Consider the following 21,339-nt stretch of genomic DNA (forward strand, 5'->3'; position numbering starts at 1 on the left):
CAATTCAATAAGAATCATGGAGTCACGAATGAAAAAGCTGTTTGCACTGGTTGCAACCCTGATGTTAAGCCTGTCAGCACATGCTGCACAGTTCAAAGAAGGTGTGCATTACAAAGTGCTGGACCTGGAACCTTCGAGCAAACCGAGCGTAGTCGAATATTTCTCATTTTACTGCCCGCACTGTAATGCGTTCGAACCGATTGTAAAACAATTGCAGGCCGGCCTGCCCGAAGGCGTGAAACTGCAAAAGAACCATGTCTCTTTCATGGGTGGCAACATGGGCCAGTCAATGAGCAAAGCTTACGCGACCATGGTCTCTCTGGGCGTGGAAAACACAATGATTCCGGTCATGTTTAACCGCATCCATAACCTGCGCAAACCACCAAAAGACGACGCTGAGCTACGCCAGATCTTCACTGATGAAGGCATCAGCGGCGAGAAATTTGATGCAGCGTTCAACGGCTTTGCGGTTGACTCTATGGTGCGTCGTTTTGATAAACAGTTCCAGGCCAGCGGCCTGCGCGGGGTACCGTCAGTTGTGGTCAACAACCACTATCTGGTTCAGGCTCAGGACATCAAAACCGTTGATGAGTACATCGAACTGGTCAACTTCCTGCTGGCGAAATAACCTGCTGACAAAATAAATGGTGGCCCGCACGGGCGGGGGACACCCCATACACAAAAGGGAGCTGCGGCTCCCTTTTGTGACTCTGTTGCTAAAGGTTAGTCTTACTACCCTGAATGCCAGACCATCCCCAGAATGGGAAGGTACTGCCCTCAGGCCCGGTCGTCCTACTTACCGACAGAGACGCTGGGCTCTTGCACCTGCGGGGTGCTGTCATGCTCAGCGCGCACGGCATGAATCTGGGCCAGGCGCTGGTCCTTAGCCTGCCATACACTACCCAGCCAACGCTGAAACTGACGCTTGTACCGCTTGTCATTAAAGTAGTCGCCACGGACCTGCTCATCGACCGGCAGTACTTCAATCTGGACCACAATACGCTTCATGCGTCCCATCAGCATGTCACGAAACGGCTTAGCACTATTGTCCGGATAAGCCAGGGTCACATCGATAATATTGGAGAACTGCTCCCCCATCGCCGCCAGAGTATAAGCAATGCCGCCGGATTTCGGCGTCAGTAAATGCTGATAAGGCGAACGGCTGCGCTGCTGCTTGTCACTGGTAAAGCGAGTGCCTTCAACATAGTTCACCACCGTGGTCGGGTTATGTTTGAATTTTTCGCACGAACGGCGCGTGGTGGCCAGATCCTGTCCGCGCTTGTGCGGATGGCGGATCAGGTATTCACGTGAGTAGCGGCGCATAAACGGCATATCCAGCGCCCAGCAACCCATGCCGATAAACGGCACATACAGCAGTTGCTGCTTAAGGAAAAATTTCGGCATCGGGATGCGATCTTTAAACACGCTGCACAACACGACAATATCGGTCCAGCTGAGATGATTACTCATTATCAGATACCAGCCCTGCTTATGCAGTTGCTCTCCGCCTTCAATCTGCCACTCCACCCGGTTCGACACGGTCAGAATCACCAGATTCAAACTGGCCCACAGCCACATCACTTTATCGGCTATGCACGTCGCCGCCGTTTTCAGCCTGACGCTCGGCAGCAGCATCTTGACCAGCGCAATGGCACAGATCAACACAGACGCAAACATGGTGTTCAGCACCACCAGCAGCACATTAAGTATCAGTAAAGGGTAAGCCAGCATAATCGGAACCGGGGTCAGATATTTGAATAAAAAAACAGCGCGCTATTATACCCGCTCACCCAGTGAATGAAATATCCGCGCCAATGGTCAGAGTAGCCGTGCTGACAGACTATCTACACCGATTGCGCAGTGAGTTGTTTCAGTAACCGGTCCATAGCGCGGTAACCGAGCGCTTCCGCCAAATGCACGCGCTGAATGTGCGCTTCTCCCTGCAGATCGGCAATGGTGCGCGCCACTTTAATGATACGGTGATAAGCCCGGATCGACAGCCCTAACTGATGCAGCGCGTTTTCGAGAAATTCCGCATCCGCCTGGTTAAGCGGACAAAATTGCTCGATTTCGCGACTCTGCAGCAAAGCATTGACCTTGCCGCTGCGCGCCAGCATCACTTCACGCGCCTGCTGCACGCGCTGTTTGACCATAGCGGTCGCTTCACCGCGATCGCCACCATGCGCCAGCGTACCTTTGGGCAGCGCCGGAATTTCAATCGACATATCAAAGCGGTCCAGCAGCGGACCGGACAGACGACTCAGATAACGCAGGATCATCTGCGGATTGGCACGGGCCTGATTGCCTTCGTAATAACCGGTCGGGCTGGGATTGAGCGCTCCGACCAGCTGAAAGCGGGCCGGAAAGCGGGTCTTACCCTGCGCGCGGGAAATAATGATTTCGCCCGACTCGAGCGGCTCACGCAGCGAGTCGAGCACTTTACGTTCAAACTCCGGCATTTCATCTAAAAACAGCAGGCCGTTATGCGCCAGCGAGATTTCGCCCGGACGCGGAATCGTGCCGCCGCCGACCAACGCTGCCATCGAGCTCGAGTGATGCGGGGCGCGAAACGGCCGCAGTTTCCAATTATGCTGATTGATCTCCTGCTGGGTCAGCGACGCCACCGATGCCGTCTCCATTGCTTCAGCATCGCTCATCTGCGGCAGCAGATCGCACAAGCGCGAAGCCAGCATGGTTTTGCCAGTGCCGGGCGGGCCGAGGAACAGTAAATTATGATTACCGGCTGCCGCTATCTCCAGCGCGCGCTTCCCCTGATGCTGACCAATTATATCCTGCAGGTCGCGACTCGCTTGCGGGACACTCTCGGTCGCCTCACTCTGAAACAGTGACAAGCTCTGCTGACCGCACAAATCCGCGCACACCTCCAGCAGAGTCTGCGCCGAGCGATGGCGATCCGCGCCGACTAAGGCCGCCTGATCGCCATTATAATGCGGCACCACCAAATGACGCCGGGCCTGATTAGCCGCGAGCGCCGCCGGCAGGACACCTTTTACGCTGCGGATTTCTCCCGATAGCGCCAGTTCACCGATAAATTCATGTTCATTCAGCTTACTGTCCGGGATCTGCTCTGAGGCCGCGAGAATACCGAGCGCAATCGGCAGGTCAAAACGGCCGCCCTCTTTAGGCAGGTCCGCCGGGGCCAGATTGACGGTAATCCGCTTGGCCGGAAATTCAAATTTGGAATTGATGATCGCACTGCGTACCCGGTCGCGCGACTCTTTAACAGTGGTCTCTGGCAGTCCGACCAGAGTAAAACCCGGCATACCGTTACTGATGTGCACTTCCACAGTCACCTCCGGAGCCTGAACGCCGATACTGGCCCGGCTGTGAATAATCGCAAGTCCCATGTCTATCCTTAGTGATTGATTAAAAACCATTCAGCCCGGCTATTCGCTTGCTTACTCCGCGCCTGACTGGTTATATAACCCGGCGCACAAAAATCGGAATATGAAAAAAGAATGAGTTTTTGCTTGTCAGATAACGGAAATGTGTGTTACCACTAAGGACGCAAACACTTTCGTACTCAGGTACGACAATTATTCAGAATAAGTAAGATGAATTTATACGCCCGTTTCAACTCTCTGATTAGCCTTATTATCGTGGTCCTGATTATGACCGCGCGGGGGCTTGTGGGCGCAAAATAAAGACCAGATTCAAACAACCCCCGCACTGAAAAGTCCGGGGGTTTTTTTTGCAACTGAATAGACTTAAAAAAGCACATACTGATGATAGTTTACTCAGTATAATAGGAAGAATGGGAGCCCGCACATGACGTGCAAGCACAACACAACAACACAAAACAGCGAGTCGGATCGCTGCCAGGGAGGCCTACGATGACAGGTGCACAATTAGTCGTAGCCGCATTAAGACAGCAGGGAATCAAAACCGTTTTTGGTTACCCCGGCGGCGCCATCATGCCCATCTATGATGCATTGTATGATGGTGGTGTTGAGCACATTCTGTGCCGACACGAGCAGGGAGCAGCTATGGCCGCTATCGGCATGGCAAGAGCCACACAGGACGTGGCAGTATGTATGGCCACTTCCGGCCCAGGCGCCACCAACTTAGTCACCGGCCTGGCCGATGCTTTCCTTGATTCCGTTCCTCTCGTTGCTATTACCGGTCAGGTTGCCAGTTCCCACATCGGCACCGACGCCTTCCAGGAAATGGATGTGATCGGTATGTCTCTGTCCTGTACCAAACACAGTTACCTCGTTACCGATATTAATGAACTGGCACCAACGCTGGCTGAAGCGTTCGAAGTGGCCAAAACCGGCCGCCCTGGCCCGGTCATCGTTGATATCGCTAAGGATGTGCAACTGGCTCAGGCGCCGACCACCGTCCTGCCTGCCTTTACTCCACCAGCCATGCCACAAGTCACCGCAGACCAGCTGAGCGAAGCTCAGGCACTGCTGGCACAGAGCAAGCGTCCGGTGCTGTATGTCGGCGGCGGCGTACAACTGGCGCACGCCACGGAAACGGTACGCGAATTCCTGCGCTTAAACCCGATGCCTTCGGTCAGCACCCTGAAGGGCCTTGGCACCATCGAACGTCACGACCCGCACTACCTCGGTATGCTGGGCATGCACGGTACTAAAGCCGCTAACCTGGTGGTCCAGGAAAGCGATCTGCTGATCGTGGTCGGCGCCCGTTTTGATGACCGCGTGACCGGTAAACTGGATACGTTCGCCCCGCACGCTAAAGTGATTCACATCGACATCGATGCGGCTGAATTCAACAAACTGCGTCAGGCGCACGCCGCGCTGCGTGGTGACATCAATGTCATCCTGCCACAGCTGGAGCTGAGCCACGACATTTCACCCTGGGTTCACCACAGTGAAAGTCTGCGCAGTGGGTTTAAGTGGCGTTACGACCACCCGGGCGAGCCGATTTTCGCTCCGCTGCTGCTTAAGCAGTTGTCTGACATGATGCCGGACAGCACGATGGTCTCAACCGACGTCGGCCAGCACCAGATGTGGGCTGCGCAGCATATTCAGCCGCGTCAGCCACAAAACTTTATCTCTTCCTCGGGCCTTGGCACCATGGGCTTCGGTCTGCCGGCCGCGATGGGCGCGGCAGTAGCCCGTCCTGACGACCAATCCGTTCTGGTGACCGGTGACGGTTCATTTATGATGAACATCCAGGAGCTGGGTACGCTGAAACGCCGCCAGATCCCGGTCAAGATGGTACTGCTCAATAACCAGCGTCTGGGCATGGTACGTCAGTGGCAGTCACTGTTCTTTGACGGCCGCCACAGCGAAACCATTCTCGATGACAACCCGGATTTCATCATGCTGGCTAAAGCTTTTGATATCCCTGGTAAAACCATCACCCGTAAACAAGAAGTGGAACCGGCACTGCAAGAAATGCTGGCCAGTAAAACCGCTTACCTGCTGCATGTTGCCATCGACGAAGAAGAAAACGTCTGGCCGTTGGTACCGCCGGGCGCGTCCAACAATGACATGTTAGAGAACACCTAGGAGACGCTCACTATGCAAAGATATCTACTCGACATTAAAGCAGACGACAAACCGGTCCTGCTGGAGCGTGTACTGCGTGTCGTGCGTCACCGCGGGTTCATCATTCGTCAGGTTGCCGCCACTCAGAACCATGAAAGCAGAATTGCCAGCGTGGAGATCATCGTCGACAGTGATCGACCAATCACCACCCTGACCAACCAGATTGAAAAATTATGGGACATTCGCAGCGTCGACGTTACGCCGATCAAAAGCAACGAACTCCCAAACAACAATTTACAGCAAAAAATTTGCGCTTAAGGAAGAGACAATATGCCTAAGTATCGTTCGGCGACCACCACTCACGGTCGCAACATGGCAGGTGCCCGTGCACTGTGGCGCGCCACTGGCGTTAAAGATGAAGATTTCGGCAAGCCGATCATCGCCGTGGTGAACTCGTTCACCCAGTTCGTCCCCGGCCACGTTCACCTGAAAGACCTGGGTCAGATGGTGGCACGTGAAATCGAAGCGGCTGGCGGTATCGCCAAAGAGTTCAACACCATTGCGGTCGATGACGGCATTGCGATGGGTCACGGCGGCATGCTGTACTCACTGCCATCACGTGAACTGATTGCCGACTCAGTGGAATACATGGTCAACGCGCACTGTGCCGATGCCATGGTGTGTATCTCCAACTGTGACAAAATCACTCCGGGCATGCTGATGGCGTCGATGCGCCTCAACATTCCGACCATTTTCGTGTCCGGTGGTCCGATGGAAGCGGGTAAAACCAAGCTGTCTGATCAAATCATCAAGCTCGACCTGGTCGATGCCATGATTCAGGGCGCCGACCCGAAAGTATCCGATGAGCAGAGCGAACAGATTGAACGTTCAGCGTGTCCGACCTGTGGTTCATGTTCCGGTATGTTTACCGCCAACTCGATGAACTGCCTGACCGAAGCGCTGGGCCTGTCCCAGCCGGGTAACGGTTCACTGCTGGCCACCCACGCCGACCGTCAAGAGCTGTTTTTGAGCGCTGGTCGCCGCATCGTCGAGCTGACCAAGCGTTACTACCTGCAGGATGACGAAACTGCCCTGCCGCGTAATATCGCCACCAAAGATGCGTTTGAGAACGCGATGGCACTGGATATCGCCATGGGCGGTTCAACCAACACGGTACTGCACCTGCTGGCCGCAGCACAAGAAGGTGAAGTGGACTTCGACATGACGGATATCGACCGCATGTCACGCCTGGTTCCGCACCTGTGTAAAGTGGCGCCGTCGACGCAGAAATACCATATGGAAGATGTGCACCGCGCCGGTGGCGTAATGGGCATTCTGGGCGAGCTGCAACGTGCCGGCCTGCTGCACGATGACACCCGCACTGTACTTGGCCTGTCGCTGGCTGAGCAGCTGGCGCAGTACGATGTGATTCAGACCAACGCTGAAGAGATCAAAACCTTCTTCCGCGCTGGTCCGGCCGGGATCCGTACCACGCAGGCATTCTCACAAGACTGCCGCTGGGACACGCTGGATGACGACCGTGAGCAAGGTTGTATCCGCACCAAAGAACACGCCTTTAGTCAGGATGGCGGTCTGGCGGTGCTGAAGGGCAACATCGCCCTGGACGGTTGTATTGTTAAAACCGCCGGTGTAGATGAAAGTATCCTGAAATTCGAAGGCCCGGCGGTGGTATTCGAAAGCCAGGAAGATGCGGTTGAAGGCATCCTGGGCGGTAAAGTGAAATCCGGTGACGTGGTGGTGATCCGCTACGAAGGACCAAAAGGCGGCCCGGGCATGCAGGAAATGCTCTACCCGACCACTTACCTCAAATCCATGGGGCTGGGTAAAGAGTGTGCGCTGCTGACTGATGGCCGCTTCTCCGGCGGTACCTCTGGCCTGTCGATTGGTCACGCTTCACCGGAAGCCGCCAACGGAGGTGCCATTGGCCTGGTGAAACAGGGCGATCGTATCGCGATCGACATTCCGAACCGCTCGATTTCACTGCTGATCTCAGATCAGGAACTGGAACAGCGTCGCAAGCAGCAGGATCAAATCGGCTGGCAGCCGGTTGACCGCCAGCGTGAAGTTTCATTTGCACTCAAAGCTTATGCCAGCATGGCAACCAGTGCTGACAAAGGTGCGGTGCGAGATAAATCTAAGCTAGGAGGCTAGCTTATGACGCTCACCCAACAAACCGGCGCAGATTATCTGCGCCAGGTATTGCGTGCTCCGGTCTACGAAGTGGCCACGGTCACGCCGTTGCAGGATATGCCGCGTTTGTCAGCGCGTATCGGCAACCAGGTACAAATTAAACGTGAAGACCGTCAGCCGGTGCACTCGTTTAAGCTGCGTGGTGCCTACAACATGCTGGCCAACCTGACCGAAGAGCAGAGAAACGCCGGGGTGATCGCTGCTTCAGCCGGTAACCATGCCCAGGGCATGGCTCTGTCCGGCACCAAACTGGGCGTACCAGCCACGATCGTGATGCCGCGCACCACACCCGATATCAAAGTGGCGGCCGTACGCGGCTTCGGTGGTAACGTGGTCCTGCACGGCAGTAACTTCGACGAAGCCAAAGCGGAAGCGGAGCGCCTGTCGGCCGAATTCGGCTACACCTTCGTGCCACCGTTCGATCACCCGCTGGTGATCGCCGGGCAAGGCACCATCGGCATGGAAATGCTGCAGCAGAACGGCCACCTCAACTACATTTTTGTCCCGGTAGGCGGCGGCGGTCTGGCGGCTGGTGTCGCAGTGCTGGTCAAACAGCTGATGCCGGAAGTGAAAGTGATTGCGGTTGAACCGGAAGATTCGGCCTGCCTGAAAGCTGCGCTGGATGCCGGAGAGCCTGTGGTGCTGGATCAGGTCAGCATGTTTGCTGACGGTGTTGCAGTAAAACGGATCGGCGATGAAACCTTCCGTCTGTGTCAGCAGTATCTGGATGGCCACATTACCGTATCAAGCGATGAAATCTGTGCCGCAGTGAAAGATATTTTCGAAGACACCCGTGCGATTGCTGAACCTTCGGGCGCACTGGCGCTGGCTGGTCTGAAAAAATACGCCGAGCAGTATGAGCTCAAAGATCAGAAGCTGGCCACCGTGCTGTCTGGTGCTAACACCAACTTCCACGGCCTGCGTTATGTGTCAGAACGCTGTGAACTGGGCGAAAAACGCGAAGGCTTGCTGGCAGTCACAATTCCGGAGCGCAAAGGCGCGTTCTTTGAGTTCTGCCAGATCATCGGCGGCCGGGCGGTGACCGAGTTCAACTATCGCTACAGCGATGACGAACTGGCTAACGTATTTGTCGGTATCCGCCTGCTCGGCGGTCCGGAAGAGCTGAAAACCATCATCAGCGAACTACGCCAGTCCGGCTATCCGGTTCAGGACTTGTCCGATGATGAAATGGCCAAGCTGCACATTCGCTACATGATTGGCGGACGTCCGTCCAAGCCACTCAAAGAGCGCTTGTACAGTTTTGAGTTTCCGGAATACCCGGGCGCGCTGCTTAAATTCCTCAGTACCCTCGGTACCCACTGGAACATCAGCCTGTTCAACTACCGTAACCACGGGGCCGATTACGGCCGTGTACTGTGTGGTTTTGAACTCGATGCTGACGATCTGAGCCGCTTCTCGGCGCACCTGGTCGAACTGGGCTATCAATATAAAGACGAGACCGATAACCCGGCCTATCGTTTCTTCCTCGCCAAATAGCGATGTCACCCTGCCTGCAGCCACCGCCCGCGGTGGCTGTTTTTTTTACCATGCTCCACTCTTTATTCTCCCAGGACAGAAACCTCCCGCACATCCCCCTCAGATATAACCACACTATTATTATGCTTTTGATGCATAGATATAATGCTAAAGTTTCATTTAATTCATCAACCTATCAGGTCTACACTTAGCGGTATCTTTTATCCACCAGTGGAGAGCTCCATGTTTCAAGCTTTGATTCTCAACCAGGAAGACAAACGTACCATCGCCACTATCGAACAAATCGATGAAGCGCAGCTACCACCAGGCGAAGTGCTGATCGCGGTCGATTACTCTTCATTGAACTATAAAGATGGCCTGGCCATCACTGGCAAAGGCAAAATCATTCGTGAGTTCCCCATGGTACCGGGCATCGATCTGGCTGGGACTGTGCTGGAATCTGCTGATGAGCGCTATCAACCCGGCGATGCCGTGGTACTGACCGGTTGGGGTGTGGGTGAAAATCACTGGGGCGGCATGGCGCAAAAAGCGCGCCTCAAAGCCGACTGGCTGGTGCCACTGCCTGCAGGTCTGGAAACCCGCCAAGCGATGATGGTCGGCACCGCAGGCCTGACTGCCATGTTGTGTGTGCAGGCCCTGATTGACGCTGGCGTGCAACCCGACGCCGGCGAAGTGCTGGTGACCGGTGCCAGCGGCGGCGTGGGTTCCGTGGCAGTCACGCTGCTGTCCGCACTTGGTTATCAGGTTGCCGCAGTGACCGGACGCAGCGAGCAAAACAGTCCGCTGCTGCAACAGCTGGGTGCCAAGCGCATTATTGACCGCAATGAATTTGCCCAGCCGGCACGTCCGCTGGAGAAACAGTTGTGGGCTGGTGCGATTGATACTGTCGGCAGCCAGGTACTGGCCAAAGTGCTGTCGCAGATGGATTACAACAGCGCGGTCGCCGCCTGCGGCCTGGCCGGTGGCTTTGATCTGCCGACCACGGTAATGCCGTTTATCCTGCGTAACGTGCGTCTGCAAGGGGTGGATTCGGTGCAGTGCCCGCGTGACAAACGTATCGCCGCCTGGCAACAGCTGGTGGATCTGCTGCCAAGCCGCTATTTCGACCAGGCGTGCCATGAAATCACTCTCGAACAGGCACCGCAGTTCGCCGAAGAGATCACCAATGGCCAGATCACCGGCCGCGTGGTCATCAAGCTGTAATTCTCTCTACCGGAGCCTGCTCAGGGCTCCGGACTTTCCAGCCCCATCTCTGTCACCCGTGTGGCAATCAGTTTACTGCACTCCTGCTTGACCACTGCCCGCAGCCACTCCTGGGCCGGCGAATGGTGGCAGCGCGGATGCCAGATCATCGAGTAATCAAAAGGGGTAAAGGCAAACGGCAGCGGTTTCACCACCAAATTATGCCGTTCGGCGACCAGATACGCCAAATCGGCCGGCACGGTGATGATCAGCGGCATGGTGTCGATAATCGCCAGGGCCGCTTCCAGATGATAAGCGCGCAACACCATACGACGTGGCGGCAACCCTTGCAGCGCCTGCTCGAGCAGTGCTTTTACCCCGTCACTAATGGCGATCATCGCATGCGGCGCCGCCTGATAATCCGCCAGCGTCATAGTTTTCCGGGCCAGCGGATGCTGGCGCGACATCAGGCACAACACTCCGACCCGGCCGAGAATCTCACTGTGCAGCGGTTCAATCGAGTGGGTCGGACGGCAAATCGCCAGATCGGCCCCCTCGTAAGTTAGCTGATCGAGCAGCCTTTCATGCTGCAACGGCAGCAGCTCTATCGCGACCTGTGGCGCCTGCTGGTAAATACGCGGCAAGGCAAACGGCAAAATGGTCTGCATCGCATAATCGGTAGTAGCAATGGTAAAAGTCTGAGTGCAAGATGCGGGGTCAAACTCAAGCGGCGACAGCAACTGACGCAGCGACTCCAGCGGATCTCCCAGTGCCTGATTGATAATCAGAGCCTTTTCAGTTGGGATCAGATGCTGACCATGACGGGTAAACAGGGGATCGTCGAGTAGACTACGCAGCCGCCCCAGCACCCGGCTCATCGCCGACTGACTCAGGCTGAGGCGCTCAGCCGCCTTGCTGACACTGCACTCTTCCACCAGAACCCGCAGCGCCACTAACAGATTCAAATCACGACGGTAAATATCTTCAAGTTCCACGCATAATCCCGGGTTGAAAAGCAATAAAGCAGAGTGTAACTAATAAACAAAAAAAAATCCCGCCTTTCAGCGGGGAAGCCCAAGAAAACTGGGGATAGTGTCGGAATGTATCTGAGCGTAGTTTGACAAGTGTGTTAGTTTTCCTGCTCTTCCGATGTGCCTTGCCAGCGGCGCATCTCGAGCCAGATTCCAAAAAGCGAAGCACTCACACCAAATAATGGCATTAATGAGGTCTCAACCGGAGACCGCATAACGAGGGCGCAGAACGAAATAAAACACAGAACCGAATAGATGGTCAGTCTGTCTAGTGCTGTTAACATCTTGCACCCCTTCGATTTTTGTTACCAACTTGTTAACTAAATTAAAACAAAAAGATCACTTTGCCAAGTGGTTATTGAATATTTTTTCCTCACCAGTATCATCTGAGTCTGATTTGTGACATCAATTAGGTTTGACCATGACATTTAATCCTGAATTAGCCACGTTAACGTTAGAAGCGCAAGGATTACGCTGCCCCGAGCCAGTGATGATGGTCAGGAAGACAATGCGCACCATGCAAGACGGCGACGTACTGCTGATTAAAGCAGACGACCCGTCCACCACGCGCGATATCCCGAGTTTCTGCCGTTTTATGGACCACCAGTTGCTGGCAGCCAAGACCGATGAACTGCCCTACCAGTTCCTGATAAAGAAAGGCCTGGCGTGACGGCTGCTCCGGCCTGATTTAAAGCTCCGCTGCTGGTTTAAACCAGCAGCGCGGGAATCCCTCATCATCCACAATGATGGCTGGATACGGGTTAACGATCAAAAAAGGCTGCCTGAGGCAGCCTTTTGTTTAATCTTGTTGTTCCAGTGTGCGGATTTCGGCCTGCAGCCTATATAGCTGTTGCTGCATGGCACGCATCTCTTCATGCAGCGGAATGATGTGCGCGACGCGAATCCAGGACTCGACGGTTAAACCTGTCATGATAATGGCCCCCACCACCATGGGTAGCCACATATCGGTTAACGACATCCCCAGTAACGTCAGTGCCAGACCAAAGCTAAACAGATAACTCTGACTCTTGGCGCTCATTCCCATATAACGTGTCAGCATAAACCTTCCCTCTTGCGGTGATGGTTATCCTTACCCTAGCATGCTCTGCGGCCGACAAGTTTGGCCTCTGTCACGCTCTGAATCAGCTCACTCGGAATCAGAAAAAGGCCGCAGCCAGCGCCAGCACTAGGAACAGCGCCGCTGTCACTTTACGGATCAGGCCAAGCGGCATTTTATCCGCCGACAATTTACCGATCAGCACCACAGGCACGTTAGCCAGCAGCATACCAATCGTCGTCCCCAGCACCACCCAGGTCAGCGCATCAGCATACTGCGCGCCGAGAATCGAGGTCGCAATTTGAGTTTTGTCACCGATTTCCGCCACAAAGAAAGCAATAAAGCTGGCAACAAAGGGACCACGGTTGGAGATCTCTTCATCATCATCGAGTTTATCCGGGATCAGCACCCAACCCGCCATCGCCAGGAAGCTGGCCACCAGCACCCATTTAAGAACTTCCGGCGCCAGGTAATCCGCTACGACAACACCGAGCCAGGCAGCTAACGCATGGTTGGCGATGGTAGCAGCAAAAATAGCGGCAATAATAGGAATAGGTTTACGGTACCGGCTGGCCAGTAACAGAGATAGCAGCTGGGTCTTATCCCCGATTTCTGCCAGCGCAACGGTAGTAATTGAAATAGCTAAAACGCTCACGACTTGCTCAATGGGGCGGGATTATTATAAAACCATAGACAAACGCCACGCCCCACCCCGGTTCGTGTTGTTTGTCTAAGGTCTTGCTAAACACAGCGTGTGCCGTGTCTCGAACGCCATGGTGATTTGGCACCAATTATGTTGACGGACGAACCGAACTGCGTGGCTGCAGGTTCGATAAGCTACTCCCCAAAGACGAACCGGATTCTATCCAGCCCAGACGCAGAGTACAAGCCTTGGGTGGCAAAAAAGCGACAAGTGGGAAATTTAAGCAGCTTAAACGACAAAAACTCCATTAAAAGAGATTTTTGCCGATTAATTAAGCAAGATTTCCTCTACTTTGTCGGGGCAGAACTCGGTATACTTGATTGTTATTTTTTATCACTTCAGACAAAAGAATCGCGCGAACCTGACTATGCAAAAATACGACATCAAAACCTTTCAGGGTATGATCCTCGCGCTGCAGGATTATTGGGCCCAACAAGGCTGTACCATCGTTCAACCACTGGATATGGAAGTGGGGGCAGGTACTTCTCACCCAATGACTTGCTTGCGTGCTATCGGTCCTGAGCCGATGGCAACAGCGTACGTTCAACCATCCCGCCGTCCGACTGACGGCCGCTACGGTGAGAACCCGAACCGCCTGCAGCACTACTACCAATTCCAGGTAGTGATCAAACCTTCTCCGGATAATCTGCAGGAACTGTACCTGGGCTCACTGGAAGTGCTGGGAATGGACCCGCGTGTCCACGATATCCGCTTTGTGGAAGACAACTGGGAAAACCCGACTCTGGGTGCCTGGGGTCTGGGCTGGGAAGTCTGGTTAAACGGCATGGAAGTCACCCAGTTTACGTACTTCCAGCAAGTGGGCGGCCTGGAATGTAAACCGGTCACCGGCGAAATCACGTACGGTATTGAACGTCTGGCGATGTACATTCAGGGCGTCGATTCTGTGTATGACCTGGTCTGGACTGACGGTCCGCTGGGTAAAGTGACTTACGGCGACATCTTCCACCAGAACGAAGTAGAACAGTCGACCTACAACTTTGAACACGCCGACGTCGACTTTCTGTTTGGTTTCTTTGATCAGTGTGAAAAAGAGTGTCAGCACCTGATCGCGCTGGAAAAACCACTTCCTCTGCCGGCTTACGAGCGCATTCTGAAAGCGGGCCACGCTTTCAACCTGCTCGATGCGCGTAAAGCCATTTCGGTCACCGAGCGTCAGCGTTACATTCTGCGTATCCGTAACCTGACCAAATCGGTAGCCGAGGCATACTACGCCTCACGTGAAGCTCTGGGCTTCCCGATGTGCAAACCATCCGACCAGAAGTAAGGGGAAGACGTCACATGGCAAAAGAATTTTTAATTGAGCTGGGTACCGAAGAGCTGCCACCAACGCAACTGCGTACTCTGGCTGAAGCGTTTGCAGCCAACTTCGAAGCCGAGCTGCAAACAGCTGATATCGCCCACCAGGGTGTAAAATGGTATGCAGCACCACGCCGTCTGGCCCTGAAAGTGGCCGACCTGGCCGAGCGTCAGGCCGACAAAGTGGTTGAAAAACGTGGTCCGGCAGTCAGTGCGGCATTCGATGCTGACGGCAACCCGACTAAAGCCGCTCAGGGCTGGGCACGCGGTTGTGGTATCACGGTTGAACAGGCTGAGCGTCTGACCACCGACAAAGGTGAATGGCTGCTGTTCAAACAGGAAGTCATCGGTCAGAGCACCAGTGAAATCCTGGCTGAGCTGGCTGACAAAGCACTCAACAATCTGCCGATTGCCAAGCCGATGCGCTGGGCCGACAAAGAAACCCAGTTTATCCGTCCGGTCAAAACCCTGACCATGCTGTTTGGCAGCGACCTGATCGAAGGTGAAATCCTCGGCGTGCAATCGGCACGCACTATCCGCGGTCACCGTTTCATGGGCGAAGCCGAATTCACTATCGACTCAGCTGATCAGTACCCGCAGATCCTCAAAGAGCGCGGTAAAGTGATGGCCGATTACGATGAACGTAAAGCGATCATCCTGGCCGACGCACAAAAAGCGGCCGCGGCGGTTGGCGGTGTCGCCGATCTGGAAGATGATCTGGTCGAAGAAGTGGCATCACTGGTCGAATGGCCGGTAGTACTGACGGCAAAATTCGAGCAGGAATTCCTGAAAGTTCCGGCTGAAGCCCTGGTATACACCATGAAGGGTGACCAGAAGTACTTCCCGGTTTACGACGAAAATCGCCAGCTGCTGCCGAACTTCATCTTCGTCTCCAACATCGAATCGAAACAACCACGTTTCGTGATTGAAGGTAACGAGAAAGTGGTTCGTCCGCGTCTGGCCGATGCCGAGTTCTTTTTCAACACTGACCGGAAGCGTCCGCTGATTGACCGTCTGCCACAACTGGAGCAAGCCATTTTCCAGAAGCAGCTCGGGACCATTAAAGACAAAACCGATCGCATCACCGAACTGGCTGGCTACATTGCTGACCAGATTGGCGCCGATGTGGAAAAATCTAAACGTGCCGGCCTGCTGGCGAAATGTGACCTGATGACCTCGATGGTGTTCGAGTTCACCGACACCCAGGGTGTCATGGGTATGCACTACGCACGTCACGACGGCGAAGCCGAAGAAGTAGCCGTAGCGCTGAATGAGCAGTACATGCCGCGTTTCGCCGGTGATGATCTGCCAGGCAACGGTGTCTCCTCTGCGCTGGCCATGGCTGACAAGCTGGATACCATTGTCGGTATCTTCGGTATCGGTCAGGCACCAAAAGGCAGCGACCCGTTCGCTTTGCGTCGCGCTTCACTGGGTGTACTGCGTATCATCGTTGAATACGGCTACAACCTGGATCTGGTTGACCTGGTAGCAAAAGCGAAATCTCTGTTCGCTGACCGCCTGACCAACGCCAACGTTGAGCAGGATGTGATTGAATTCATGCTCGGCCGCTTCCGTGCCTGGTACCAGGATGAAGGCTTTAGTGTCGACATCATCCAGGCGGTGCTGGCGCGTAACCCGACCAAACCGGCTGATTTCGACCAGCGCGTGAAAGCCGTCTCGCACTTCCGTGCTCTGGAAGCAGCAGAATCACTGGCGGCAGCCAACAAACGGGTAGGTAATATTCTGGCTAAGTTCGACGGTGAACTGGCGCAAGAGATTGACCTGGCTCTGCTGCAGGAAGACGCTGAGAAGACGCTGGCGGAAAGTGTTGAAATCATGACCGAAGCGCTGGAGCCGGCGTTTGCGACCGGTAACTACCAGCAAGCGCTGAGCCAGCTGGCTGAACTGCGTGAGCCGGTCGATGCGTTCTTTGATAACGTCATGGTGATGGCAGACGATGAAGCGCTGAAGAAAAACCGCCTCACCCTGCTTAATAACCTGCGTAACCTGTTCCTGCAAGTGGCGGACATCTCACTGCTGCAGAAATAAGTTCAGCGTTACTATCCCCTGTTAACAAGGCCAACTCCCCGGAGTTGGCCTTGTTTTTTGATCTAAAACAAAATAGTACTTTGCCTGCCAAAAGCATTGCGGTATGTTCAAGAATCAAGCGAAATGGCGGATATTCTTCCCGCTAAACTAAAATATACAAACACAACTCATCAGGTAGTCGAGCAATGCAGTTTTCAACTTTTGGCGAAAAATTTAACCGGTACTCCGGTATTACCCAGTTAATGGACGATTTAAACGATGGTCTGCGCACGCCAGGCGCGATCATGCTGGGTGGCGGTAACCCGGCGGCCATTCCGGCCATGCTCGATTACTTCAAACTCGCCAGCCAGGACATGCTCGAAGACGGCTCGCTGATTGCCGCGATGACCAACTATGACGGCCCGCAGGGCAAAGACGTCTTTATTAAGGCGCTGGCTAAACTGCTGCGTGACACCTACGGCTGGGATATCAGCGAGCAAAACATCAGCCTGACCAACGGCAGTCAGAGCGGTTTTTTCTACCTGTTCAACCTGTTGGCCGGGAAACAGCAAGATGGCAGCCATAAGAAGATTCTGCTGCCGCTGGCACCGGAATACATCGGTTATGGCGATGCGGGGATCGATGAAGATATCTTCGTGTCCTACCATCCGGAAATCGAGCTGCTTGATAACGGCCTGTTCAAATATCACGTTGACTTCGAACAGCTGCAGGTGGATGAGTCGGTCGCCGCTATCTGTGCCTCGCGCCCGACTAACCCGACCGGCAATGTCCTGACCGATGAAGAAGTGCATAAACTGGATCAGCTGGCTCGCGCCAATAACATTCCGCTGATTATTGATAATGCTTACGGTCTGCCGTTCCCGAATATCATTTTTGAAGATGTGCAGCCATTCTGGAACGACAACACCATTCTGTGCATGAGCCTGTCGAAACTCGGCCTGCCGGGTGTACGCTGCGGGATCATTATTGCCAGCGAGGAAGTGACTAAAGCCCTGGCCAACATGAATGGCATCATCAGCCTGGCACCAGGCAGTGTCGGCCCGGCTCTAGCGCATCGTATGATCGAAAAAGGCGATCTGTTGCGCGTCAGTCAGGACATCATCAAGCCGTTCTACCGCCAGAAATCACAACGTGCGGTTGAACTGTTGCAACAGGCCATGCCGGATCCGCGCTTCCGTATTCATAAACCGGAAGGTGCGATTTTCCTGTGGCTGTGGTTTGATGAACTGCCGATCACCACCATGGAGCTGTACCGCCGTCTCAAAGCACGCGGCGTGCTGATTGTGCCGGGAGAGTATTTCTTTATCGGCCAGAAAGAAGACTGGGATCATGCGCACCAGTGCCTGCGCATGAACTATGTGCAAAGTGATGAAGCGATGCAACAAGGCATTGCCATCATCGCTGAAGAAGTGGCCAAAGCCTACCAGCAAGGCTGATAGCCCTGCGCCAGACAGCAAAAGGCCCGCATCTGCGGGCCATCGTGTTATTTGCCTGTCACAACCACACGCTGAGTATCAGCGCTCGCGGTTACTCGTCGCCAATCAGTTGCTGGCCGTTGATGGCGATTTTACGTGGCTGCATCGCCTGCGGAATTTCCCGCTCCAGATCAATGTGCAGCAGACCTTTTTCCATCTGCGCACCCACCACTTTGACATAATCCGCCAGTTGGAACTTACGCTCAAAGTCGCGTTCCGCAATGCCCTGATAGATATAGTTTTTGTTCTCTTCCGGTGCCCGCTCACCACGCACAATCAGAGTATTTTCGTGCTGGGTAATATCCAGATCCTGCTCGGCGAAACCGGCCACCGCCATGGTGATACGGTATTTATTCTCTTGCTGCTGCTCGATGTTGTACGGAGGGTAACCGCCCTGGGTGTTTTTGGCGCCGCCTGCTTCCATCATGTTCAGCAGGCGATCAAAACCAATCGCATTACGGTACAGCGGAGTAAAATCAACAGTTCTCATATCCTATCCTCTTTCTTAAGCAATAGTCTTAACAGTGTGTTAAGTGGCATCACTCACTCATATGACCTGAGCATGCCCGGTTGGGTTGAGCAGCCGGCCTTTTCCTCTCAAGAGCGAAAAGGTGGGTGGCTGCGGGAGACCCGTCTGGCATCTCCCTACAACACAGATATAAGGACGCAAAATTCACTTTCAAGCGCGCAGATTAAAATTTTTTGCATTGTCTGCCGCACCTACTCGCCTTCCTCTGCGCAAACCGTTTGCCGCTCATCAAAAATGCCGCAATGTTTTTTGCGTAGCAGCCTGGGGAATATCAGCGCGCCGAATTGGCGGAAAACACGGCAAAAAAAAGCAGCGCTCAAGGCGCTGCTTTCTTATGCTTGGGTGGTTAACTCTTGCTGTATCGGTTAACCAAGCTGGCAACTAGACATCCAGGTTCGCCACTTTCAGGGCGTTGTTTTCAATGAACGCGCGACGCGGTTCAACCTGATCACCCATCAGTGTGGTAAACAGTTCATCAGCACCGACGGCATCCTCAATCGTCACCTGCATCATGCGGCGCGTTTCCGGATCCATGGTGGTTTCCCACAACTGATCAGGGTTCATCTCGCCCAGACCTTTATAGCGCTGACGGCTCAGACCACGCTGTGACTCTTTAATCAGCCAGTCGAGCGCTTCAACAAAGCTGCTCACCGGTTGAGTCCGCTCACCACGTTGAATGTAAGCGCCCTCTTCAATCAGACCATTCATCGCTTCTGACAGATCCGCCAGTTTGGCGTACTCTTTCGAGTTCAGCAGATCAACACTCAGCAGATAATCATGAGTCACACCATGGGTACGCACTTTCACTTTTGGTGAGTACGCACCTGTGGTTTCATTGTGCTCGACCACAAAGCTGTACTGGTTAGCGCCAGACTCTTTGTCATTGAGCTGAGTCACCAGTTGCTCAGTCCAGGTCTGAACCTCAGCCTGGTTCTGACACTGCTGCGCGGTCAGGCGCGGAGTGTAGATAAACTCATGAATCAGTGCATACGGGTAACGGCGGCTCATGCGCTCCACCAGCTTGATACCGGCGTGGTAATCCTGCACCAGTTTTTCCAGTGACGCCCCCGCCATGGCCGGTGCTTCAGGGTTAACATGCAGCGCAGCGTTATCCAGCGCCAGAGCGATCTGGTACTGGTTCATCGCTTCTTCATCTTTGATGTACTGCTCTTGTTTGCCTTTTTTCACTTTAAATAGTGGTGGCTGAGCAATGTAGATGTAACCACGCTCAATCAGCTCCGGCATCTGACGGTAGAAGAAGGTCAGCAGCAGAGTACGGATGTGTGAACCATCAACGTCCGCATCGGTCATGATGATGATGTTGTGGTAACGCAGTTTATCCGGATTGTACTCATCACGGCCGATACCACAGCCGAGCGCGGTGATCAGCGTTGCCACTTCCTGAGAAGAGAGCATTTTGTCGAAGCGTGCTTTCTCAACGTTAAGGATTTTACCCTTCAGCGGCAGAATCGCCTGGTTCTTACGGTTACGGCCCTGCTTGGCGGAACCGCCCGCAGAGTCACCCTCCACTATGTAGAGTTCAGACAGCGCAGGATCTTTCTCCTGGCAATCGGCAAGTTTACCCGGCAGACCGGCCAGATCCAGCGCACCTTTACGGCGTGTCATCTCACGTGCTTTACGCGCCGCTTCACGGGCACGGGCCGCATCGATGATCTTGCTACATACGGTTTTCGCTTCATTCGGGTGCTCGGCCAGGAAATCGTTCAGCTTCTCGCCCATCGCCGATTCCACCGCCGATTTCACTTCCGACGAAACCAGTTTATCTTTGGTCTGGCTGGAGAATTTCGGATCCGGAACTTTAACCGAAACCACAGCCGTCAGGCCTTCACGCGCATCATCCCCCGAGGTCGCCGTCTTGGCTTTCTTGCTGTAACCCTCTTTATCCATGTAGGTATTCAGGGTACGGGTCAGCGCCGCACGGAAACCGGCCAGGTGGGTACCACCATCGCGCTGTGGGATGTTGTTGGTGAAACAGAAAATGCTTTCCTGGAAGCTGTCATTCCACTGCATCGCCACTTCCACACTGATCCCGTCTTCACGCTCCTGCACAAAGTGGAATACTTTCTCATGAATCGGGGTTTTGTTGCGGTTAAGGTGGCTGACAAACGCCTGGATACCGCCTTCATACATGAAGTGGTCCTGCTTGCTGTCACGCTCATCCACCAGCTTGATAGACACGCCGGAGTTCAGGAAAGAGAGCTCGCGTAGACGCTTAGCCAGAATATCGTAGTGGAATTCAATGTTGGTAAAGGTTTCCGCACTTGGCCAGAAACGGACTTTGGTACCGCTCAGATCAGTGTCGCCTACCACGGTCAGTGGATTTTGCGGTACACCGTGGTGATAGGTTTGGGTATGGATATGGCCACCACGGTGAATGGTCAGCTCCACCTTCTCAGACAGCGCGTTCACCACCGACACACCTACCCCGTGCAAACCACCGGATACTTTGTAGGAGTTATCGTCAAACTTACCGCCGGCGTGCAGTACTGTCATGATCACTTCTGCCGCGGAAACATTCTCTTCCTCGTGAAGTTCGGTTGGAATACCACGACCATCATCGCTGACCGATACTGAGTTATCTTCGTGAATCGTCACGATGATATCTTTACAGTAACCCGCTAACGCTTCATCAATCGAGTTATCCACCACCTCAAATACCATGTGGTGCAGACCGGTGCCATCATCAGTGTCGCCGATGTACATCCCCGGACGCTTACGTACCGCGTCGAGACCCTTCAGTACTTTAATACTCGATGAATCGTAATTATTCGACATGAGTTACTCTCT

At 54.1% G+C, this 21,339-nt stretch carries 18 protein-coding genes; 10 read left to right on the forward strand and 8 right to left on the reverse strand.

Annotated elements, in window-relative coordinates; all coding sequences use genetic code 11:
- Positions 1-28 precede the first annotated feature (28 nt).
- Positions 29-628: a thiol:disulfide interchange protein DsbA/DsbL gene (locus KNV97_RS18540; protein ID WP_136487752.1), complete on the forward strand. Its 600-nt coding sequence runs from the start codon at positions 29-31 to the stop codon at positions 626-628.
- Positions 629-792: 164 nt separating this feature from the next.
- Here KNV97_RS18540 and KNV97_RS18545 read toward each other — a convergent pair whose 3' ends face one another.
- Together KNV97_RS18545 and KNV97_RS18550 are read right to left on the reverse strand one after the other, a co-directional pair.
- Positions 793-1,731 (reverse strand): acyltransferase, encoded by a 939-nt coding sequence (locus KNV97_RS18545; RefSeq protein WP_218562554.1) that lies wholly within the window; start codon positions 1,729-1,731, stop codon positions 793-795.
- A 113-nt stretch (positions 1,732-1,844) separates the two neighbouring features.
- Positions 1,845-3,368 carry a YifB family Mg chelatase-like AAA ATPase gene (locus tag KNV97_RS18550; RefSeq protein WP_218562555.1) on the reverse strand — a complete coding sequence of 508 codons (1,524 nt, stop codon included), beginning with the start codon at positions 3,366-3,368 and terminating at the stop codon, positions 1,845-1,847.
- Between the two features lie 486 nt (positions 3,369-3,854).
- Here KNV97_RS18550 and ilvG point away from each other — a divergent pair, with 486 nt between their 5' ends.
- From ilvG to acuI, 5 genes are all read left to right on the forward strand, one after another.
- The gene (gene ilvG / locus KNV97_RS18555; protein ID WP_136487749.1) at positions 3,855-5,501 is read left to right on the forward strand and encodes an acetolactate synthase 2 catalytic subunit; all 1,647 of its coding nucleotides are present in this window, start codon (positions 3,855-3,857) and stop codon (positions 5,499-5,501) included.
- Positions 5,502-5,513: 12 nt separating this feature from the next.
- Entirely contained in the window at positions 5,514-5,798 is a 285-nt protein-coding gene (gene ilvM / locus KNV97_RS18560; protein WP_136487748.1) for an acetolactate synthase 2 small subunit, read from the forward strand.
- 12 nt (positions 5,799-5,810) lie between these two features.
- Positions 5,811-7,652 (forward strand): dihydroxy-acid dehydratase, encoded by a 1,842-nt coding sequence (gene ilvD, locus KNV97_RS18565; RefSeq protein ID WP_218562556.1) that lies wholly within the window; start codon positions 5,811-5,813, stop codon positions 7,650-7,652.
- Positions 7,653-7,655: 3 nt separating this feature from the next.
- Entirely contained in the window at positions 7,656-9,188 is a 1,533-nt protein-coding gene (gene ilvA, locus KNV97_RS18570) for a threonine ammonia-lyase, biosynthetic (RefSeq protein ID WP_136487746.1), read from the forward strand.
- A 222-nt stretch (positions 9,189-9,410) separates the two neighbouring features.
- Complete coding sequence (gene acuI, locus KNV97_RS18575) at positions 9,411-10,391, forward strand: acrylyl-CoA reductase (NADPH) (RefSeq protein ID WP_218562557.1); 981 nt, start codon at positions 9,411-9,413, stop codon at positions 10,389-10,391.
- A gap of 20 nt (positions 10,392-10,411) precedes the next feature.
- Here acuI and KNV97_RS18580 read toward each other — a convergent pair whose 3' ends face one another.
- The gene (locus KNV97_RS18580; RefSeq protein ID WP_136487744.1) at positions 10,412-11,365 is read right to left on the reverse strand and encodes a LysR family transcriptional regulator; all 954 of its coding nucleotides are present in this window, start codon (positions 11,363-11,365) and stop codon (positions 10,412-10,414) included.
- A gap of 134 nt (positions 11,366-11,499) precedes the next feature.
- Positions 11,500-11,685: a hypothetical protein gene (locus tag KNV97_RS18585; protein ID WP_136487743.1), complete on the reverse strand. Its 186-nt coding sequence runs from the start codon at positions 11,683-11,685 to the stop codon at positions 11,500-11,502.
- 137 nt (positions 11,686-11,822) lie between these two features.
- On the opposite strand from KNV97_RS18585, the gene tusA reads away from it, so the two are divergent.
- Complete coding sequence (tusA, locus tag KNV97_RS18590; RefSeq protein WP_136487742.1) at positions 11,823-12,071, forward strand: sulfurtransferase TusA; 249 nt, start codon at positions 11,823-11,825, stop codon at positions 12,069-12,071.
- 129 nt (positions 12,072-12,200) lie between these two features.
- Here the strand turns inward: tusA and KNV97_RS18595 are convergent, their stop codons facing one another.
- Together KNV97_RS18595 and KNV97_RS18600 are read right to left on the reverse strand one after the other, a co-directional pair.
- A complete protein-coding gene (locus KNV97_RS18595) occupies positions 12,201-12,461 on the reverse strand; it encodes a hypothetical protein (protein WP_136487741.1) in 261 nt (86 codons plus the stop codon).
- 97 nt (positions 12,462-12,558) lie between these two features.
- A complete protein-coding gene (locus KNV97_RS18600; protein ID WP_136487740.1) occupies positions 12,559-13,113 on the reverse strand; it encodes a TMEM165/GDT1 family protein in 555 nt (184 codons plus the stop codon).
- 415 nt (positions 13,114-13,528) lie between these two features.
- Between KNV97_RS18600 and glyQ the strand changes: the two genes are divergently transcribed.
- The 3 genes from glyQ to KNV97_RS18615 all read left to right on the forward strand — a co-directional run bounded on the left by glyQ (position 13,529) and on the right by KNV97_RS18615 (position 17,963).
- Positions 13,529-14,446, forward strand: coding sequence for a glycine--tRNA ligase subunit alpha (glyQ, locus tag KNV97_RS18605; protein WP_218562558.1), 918 nt, complete (start codon positions 13,529-13,531; stop codon positions 14,444-14,446).
- A gap of 14 nt (positions 14,447-14,460) precedes the next feature.
- A complete protein-coding gene (gene glyS / locus KNV97_RS18610) occupies positions 14,461-16,527 on the forward strand; it encodes a glycine--tRNA ligase subunit beta (protein WP_136487738.1) in 2,067 nt (688 codons plus the stop codon).
- Positions 16,528-16,712: 185 nt separating this feature from the next.
- Entirely contained in the window at positions 16,713-17,963 is a 1,251-nt protein-coding gene (locus KNV97_RS18615; RefSeq protein WP_136487737.1) for a valine--pyruvate transaminase, read from the forward strand.
- 91 nt (positions 17,964-18,054) lie between these two features.
- Here the strand turns inward: KNV97_RS18615 and KNV97_RS18620 are convergent, their stop codons facing one another.
- Positions 18,055-18,492: an Hsp20 family protein gene (locus tag KNV97_RS18620; protein ID WP_136487736.1), complete on the reverse strand. Its 438-nt coding sequence runs from the start codon at positions 18,490-18,492 to the stop codon at positions 18,055-18,057.
- A 420-nt stretch (positions 18,493-18,912) separates the two neighbouring features.
- Complete coding sequence (gene gyrB / locus KNV97_RS18625) at positions 18,913-21,327, reverse strand: DNA topoisomerase (ATP-hydrolyzing) subunit B (RefSeq protein WP_136487735.1); 2,415 nt, start codon at positions 21,325-21,327, stop codon at positions 18,913-18,915.
- Between the last annotated feature and the right edge of the window lie 12 nt (positions 21,328-21,339).

The organism is Vibrio ostreae (genome assembly GCF_019226825.1).
Classification (GTDB): domain Bacteria; phylum Pseudomonadota; class Gammaproteobacteria; order Enterobacterales; family Vibrionaceae; genus Vibrio; species Vibrio ostreae.

Bases quoted from the DNA above. Each gene is read 5' to 3' on its own strand.
- KNV97_RS18540 (WP_136487752.1), top strand. From the start codon at position 29: ATGAAAAAGCTGTTTGCACTGGTTGCAACCCTGATGTTAAGCCTGTCA.
- ilvM (WP_136487748.1), top strand. From the start codon at position 5,514: ATGCAAAGATATCTACTCGACATTAAAGCAGACGACAAACCGGTCCTG.
- KNV97_RS18620 (WP_136487736.1), bottom strand. From the start codon at position 18,492: ATGAGAACTGTTGATTTTACTCCGCTGTACCGTAATGCGATTGGTTTT.
- gyrB (WP_136487735.1), bottom strand. From the start codon at position 21,327: ATGTCGAATAATTACGATTCATCGAGTATTAAAGTACTGAAGGGTCTC.
- ilvG (WP_136487749.1), top strand. From the start codon at position 3,855: ATGACAGGTGCACAATTAGTCGTAGCCGCATTAAGACAGCAGGGAATC.
- glyQ (WP_218562558.1), top strand. From the start codon at position 13,529: ATGCAAAAATACGACATCAAAACCTTTCAGGGTATGATCCTCGCGCTG.
- acuI (WP_218562557.1), top strand. From the start codon at position 9,411: ATGTTTCAAGCTTTGATTCTCAACCAGGAAGACAAACGTACCATCGCC.
- ilvD (WP_218562556.1), top strand. From the start codon at position 5,811: ATGCCTAAGTATCGTTCGGCGACCACCACTCACGGTCGCAACATGGCA.
- KNV97_RS18545 (WP_218562554.1), bottom strand. From the start codon at position 1,731: ATGCTGGCTTACCCTTTACTGATACTTAATGTGCTGCTGGTGGTGCTG.
- KNV97_RS18585 (WP_136487743.1), bottom strand. From the start codon at position 11,685: ATGTTAACAGCACTAGACAGACTGACCATCTATTCGGTTCTGTGTTTT.
- KNV97_RS18595 (WP_136487741.1), bottom strand. From the start codon at position 12,461: ATGCTGACACGTTATATGGGAATGAGCGCCAAGAGTCAGAGTTATCTG.
- glyS (WP_136487738.1), top strand. From the start codon at position 14,461: ATGGCAAAAGAATTTTTAATTGAGCTGGGTACCGAAGAGCTGCCACCA.
- KNV97_RS18615 (WP_136487737.1), top strand. From the start codon at position 16,713: ATGCAGTTTTCAACTTTTGGCGAAAAATTTAACCGGTACTCCGGTATT.
- ilvA (WP_136487746.1), top strand. From the start codon at position 7,656: ATGACGCTCACCCAACAAACCGGCGCAGATTATCTGCGCCAGGTATTG.
- KNV97_RS18550 (WP_218562555.1), bottom strand. From the start codon at position 3,368: ATGGGACTTGCGATTATTCACAGCCGGGCCAGTATCGGCGTTCAGGCT.
- tusA (WP_136487742.1), top strand. From the start codon at position 11,823: ATGACATTTAATCCTGAATTAGCCACGTTAACGTTAGAAGCGCAAGGA.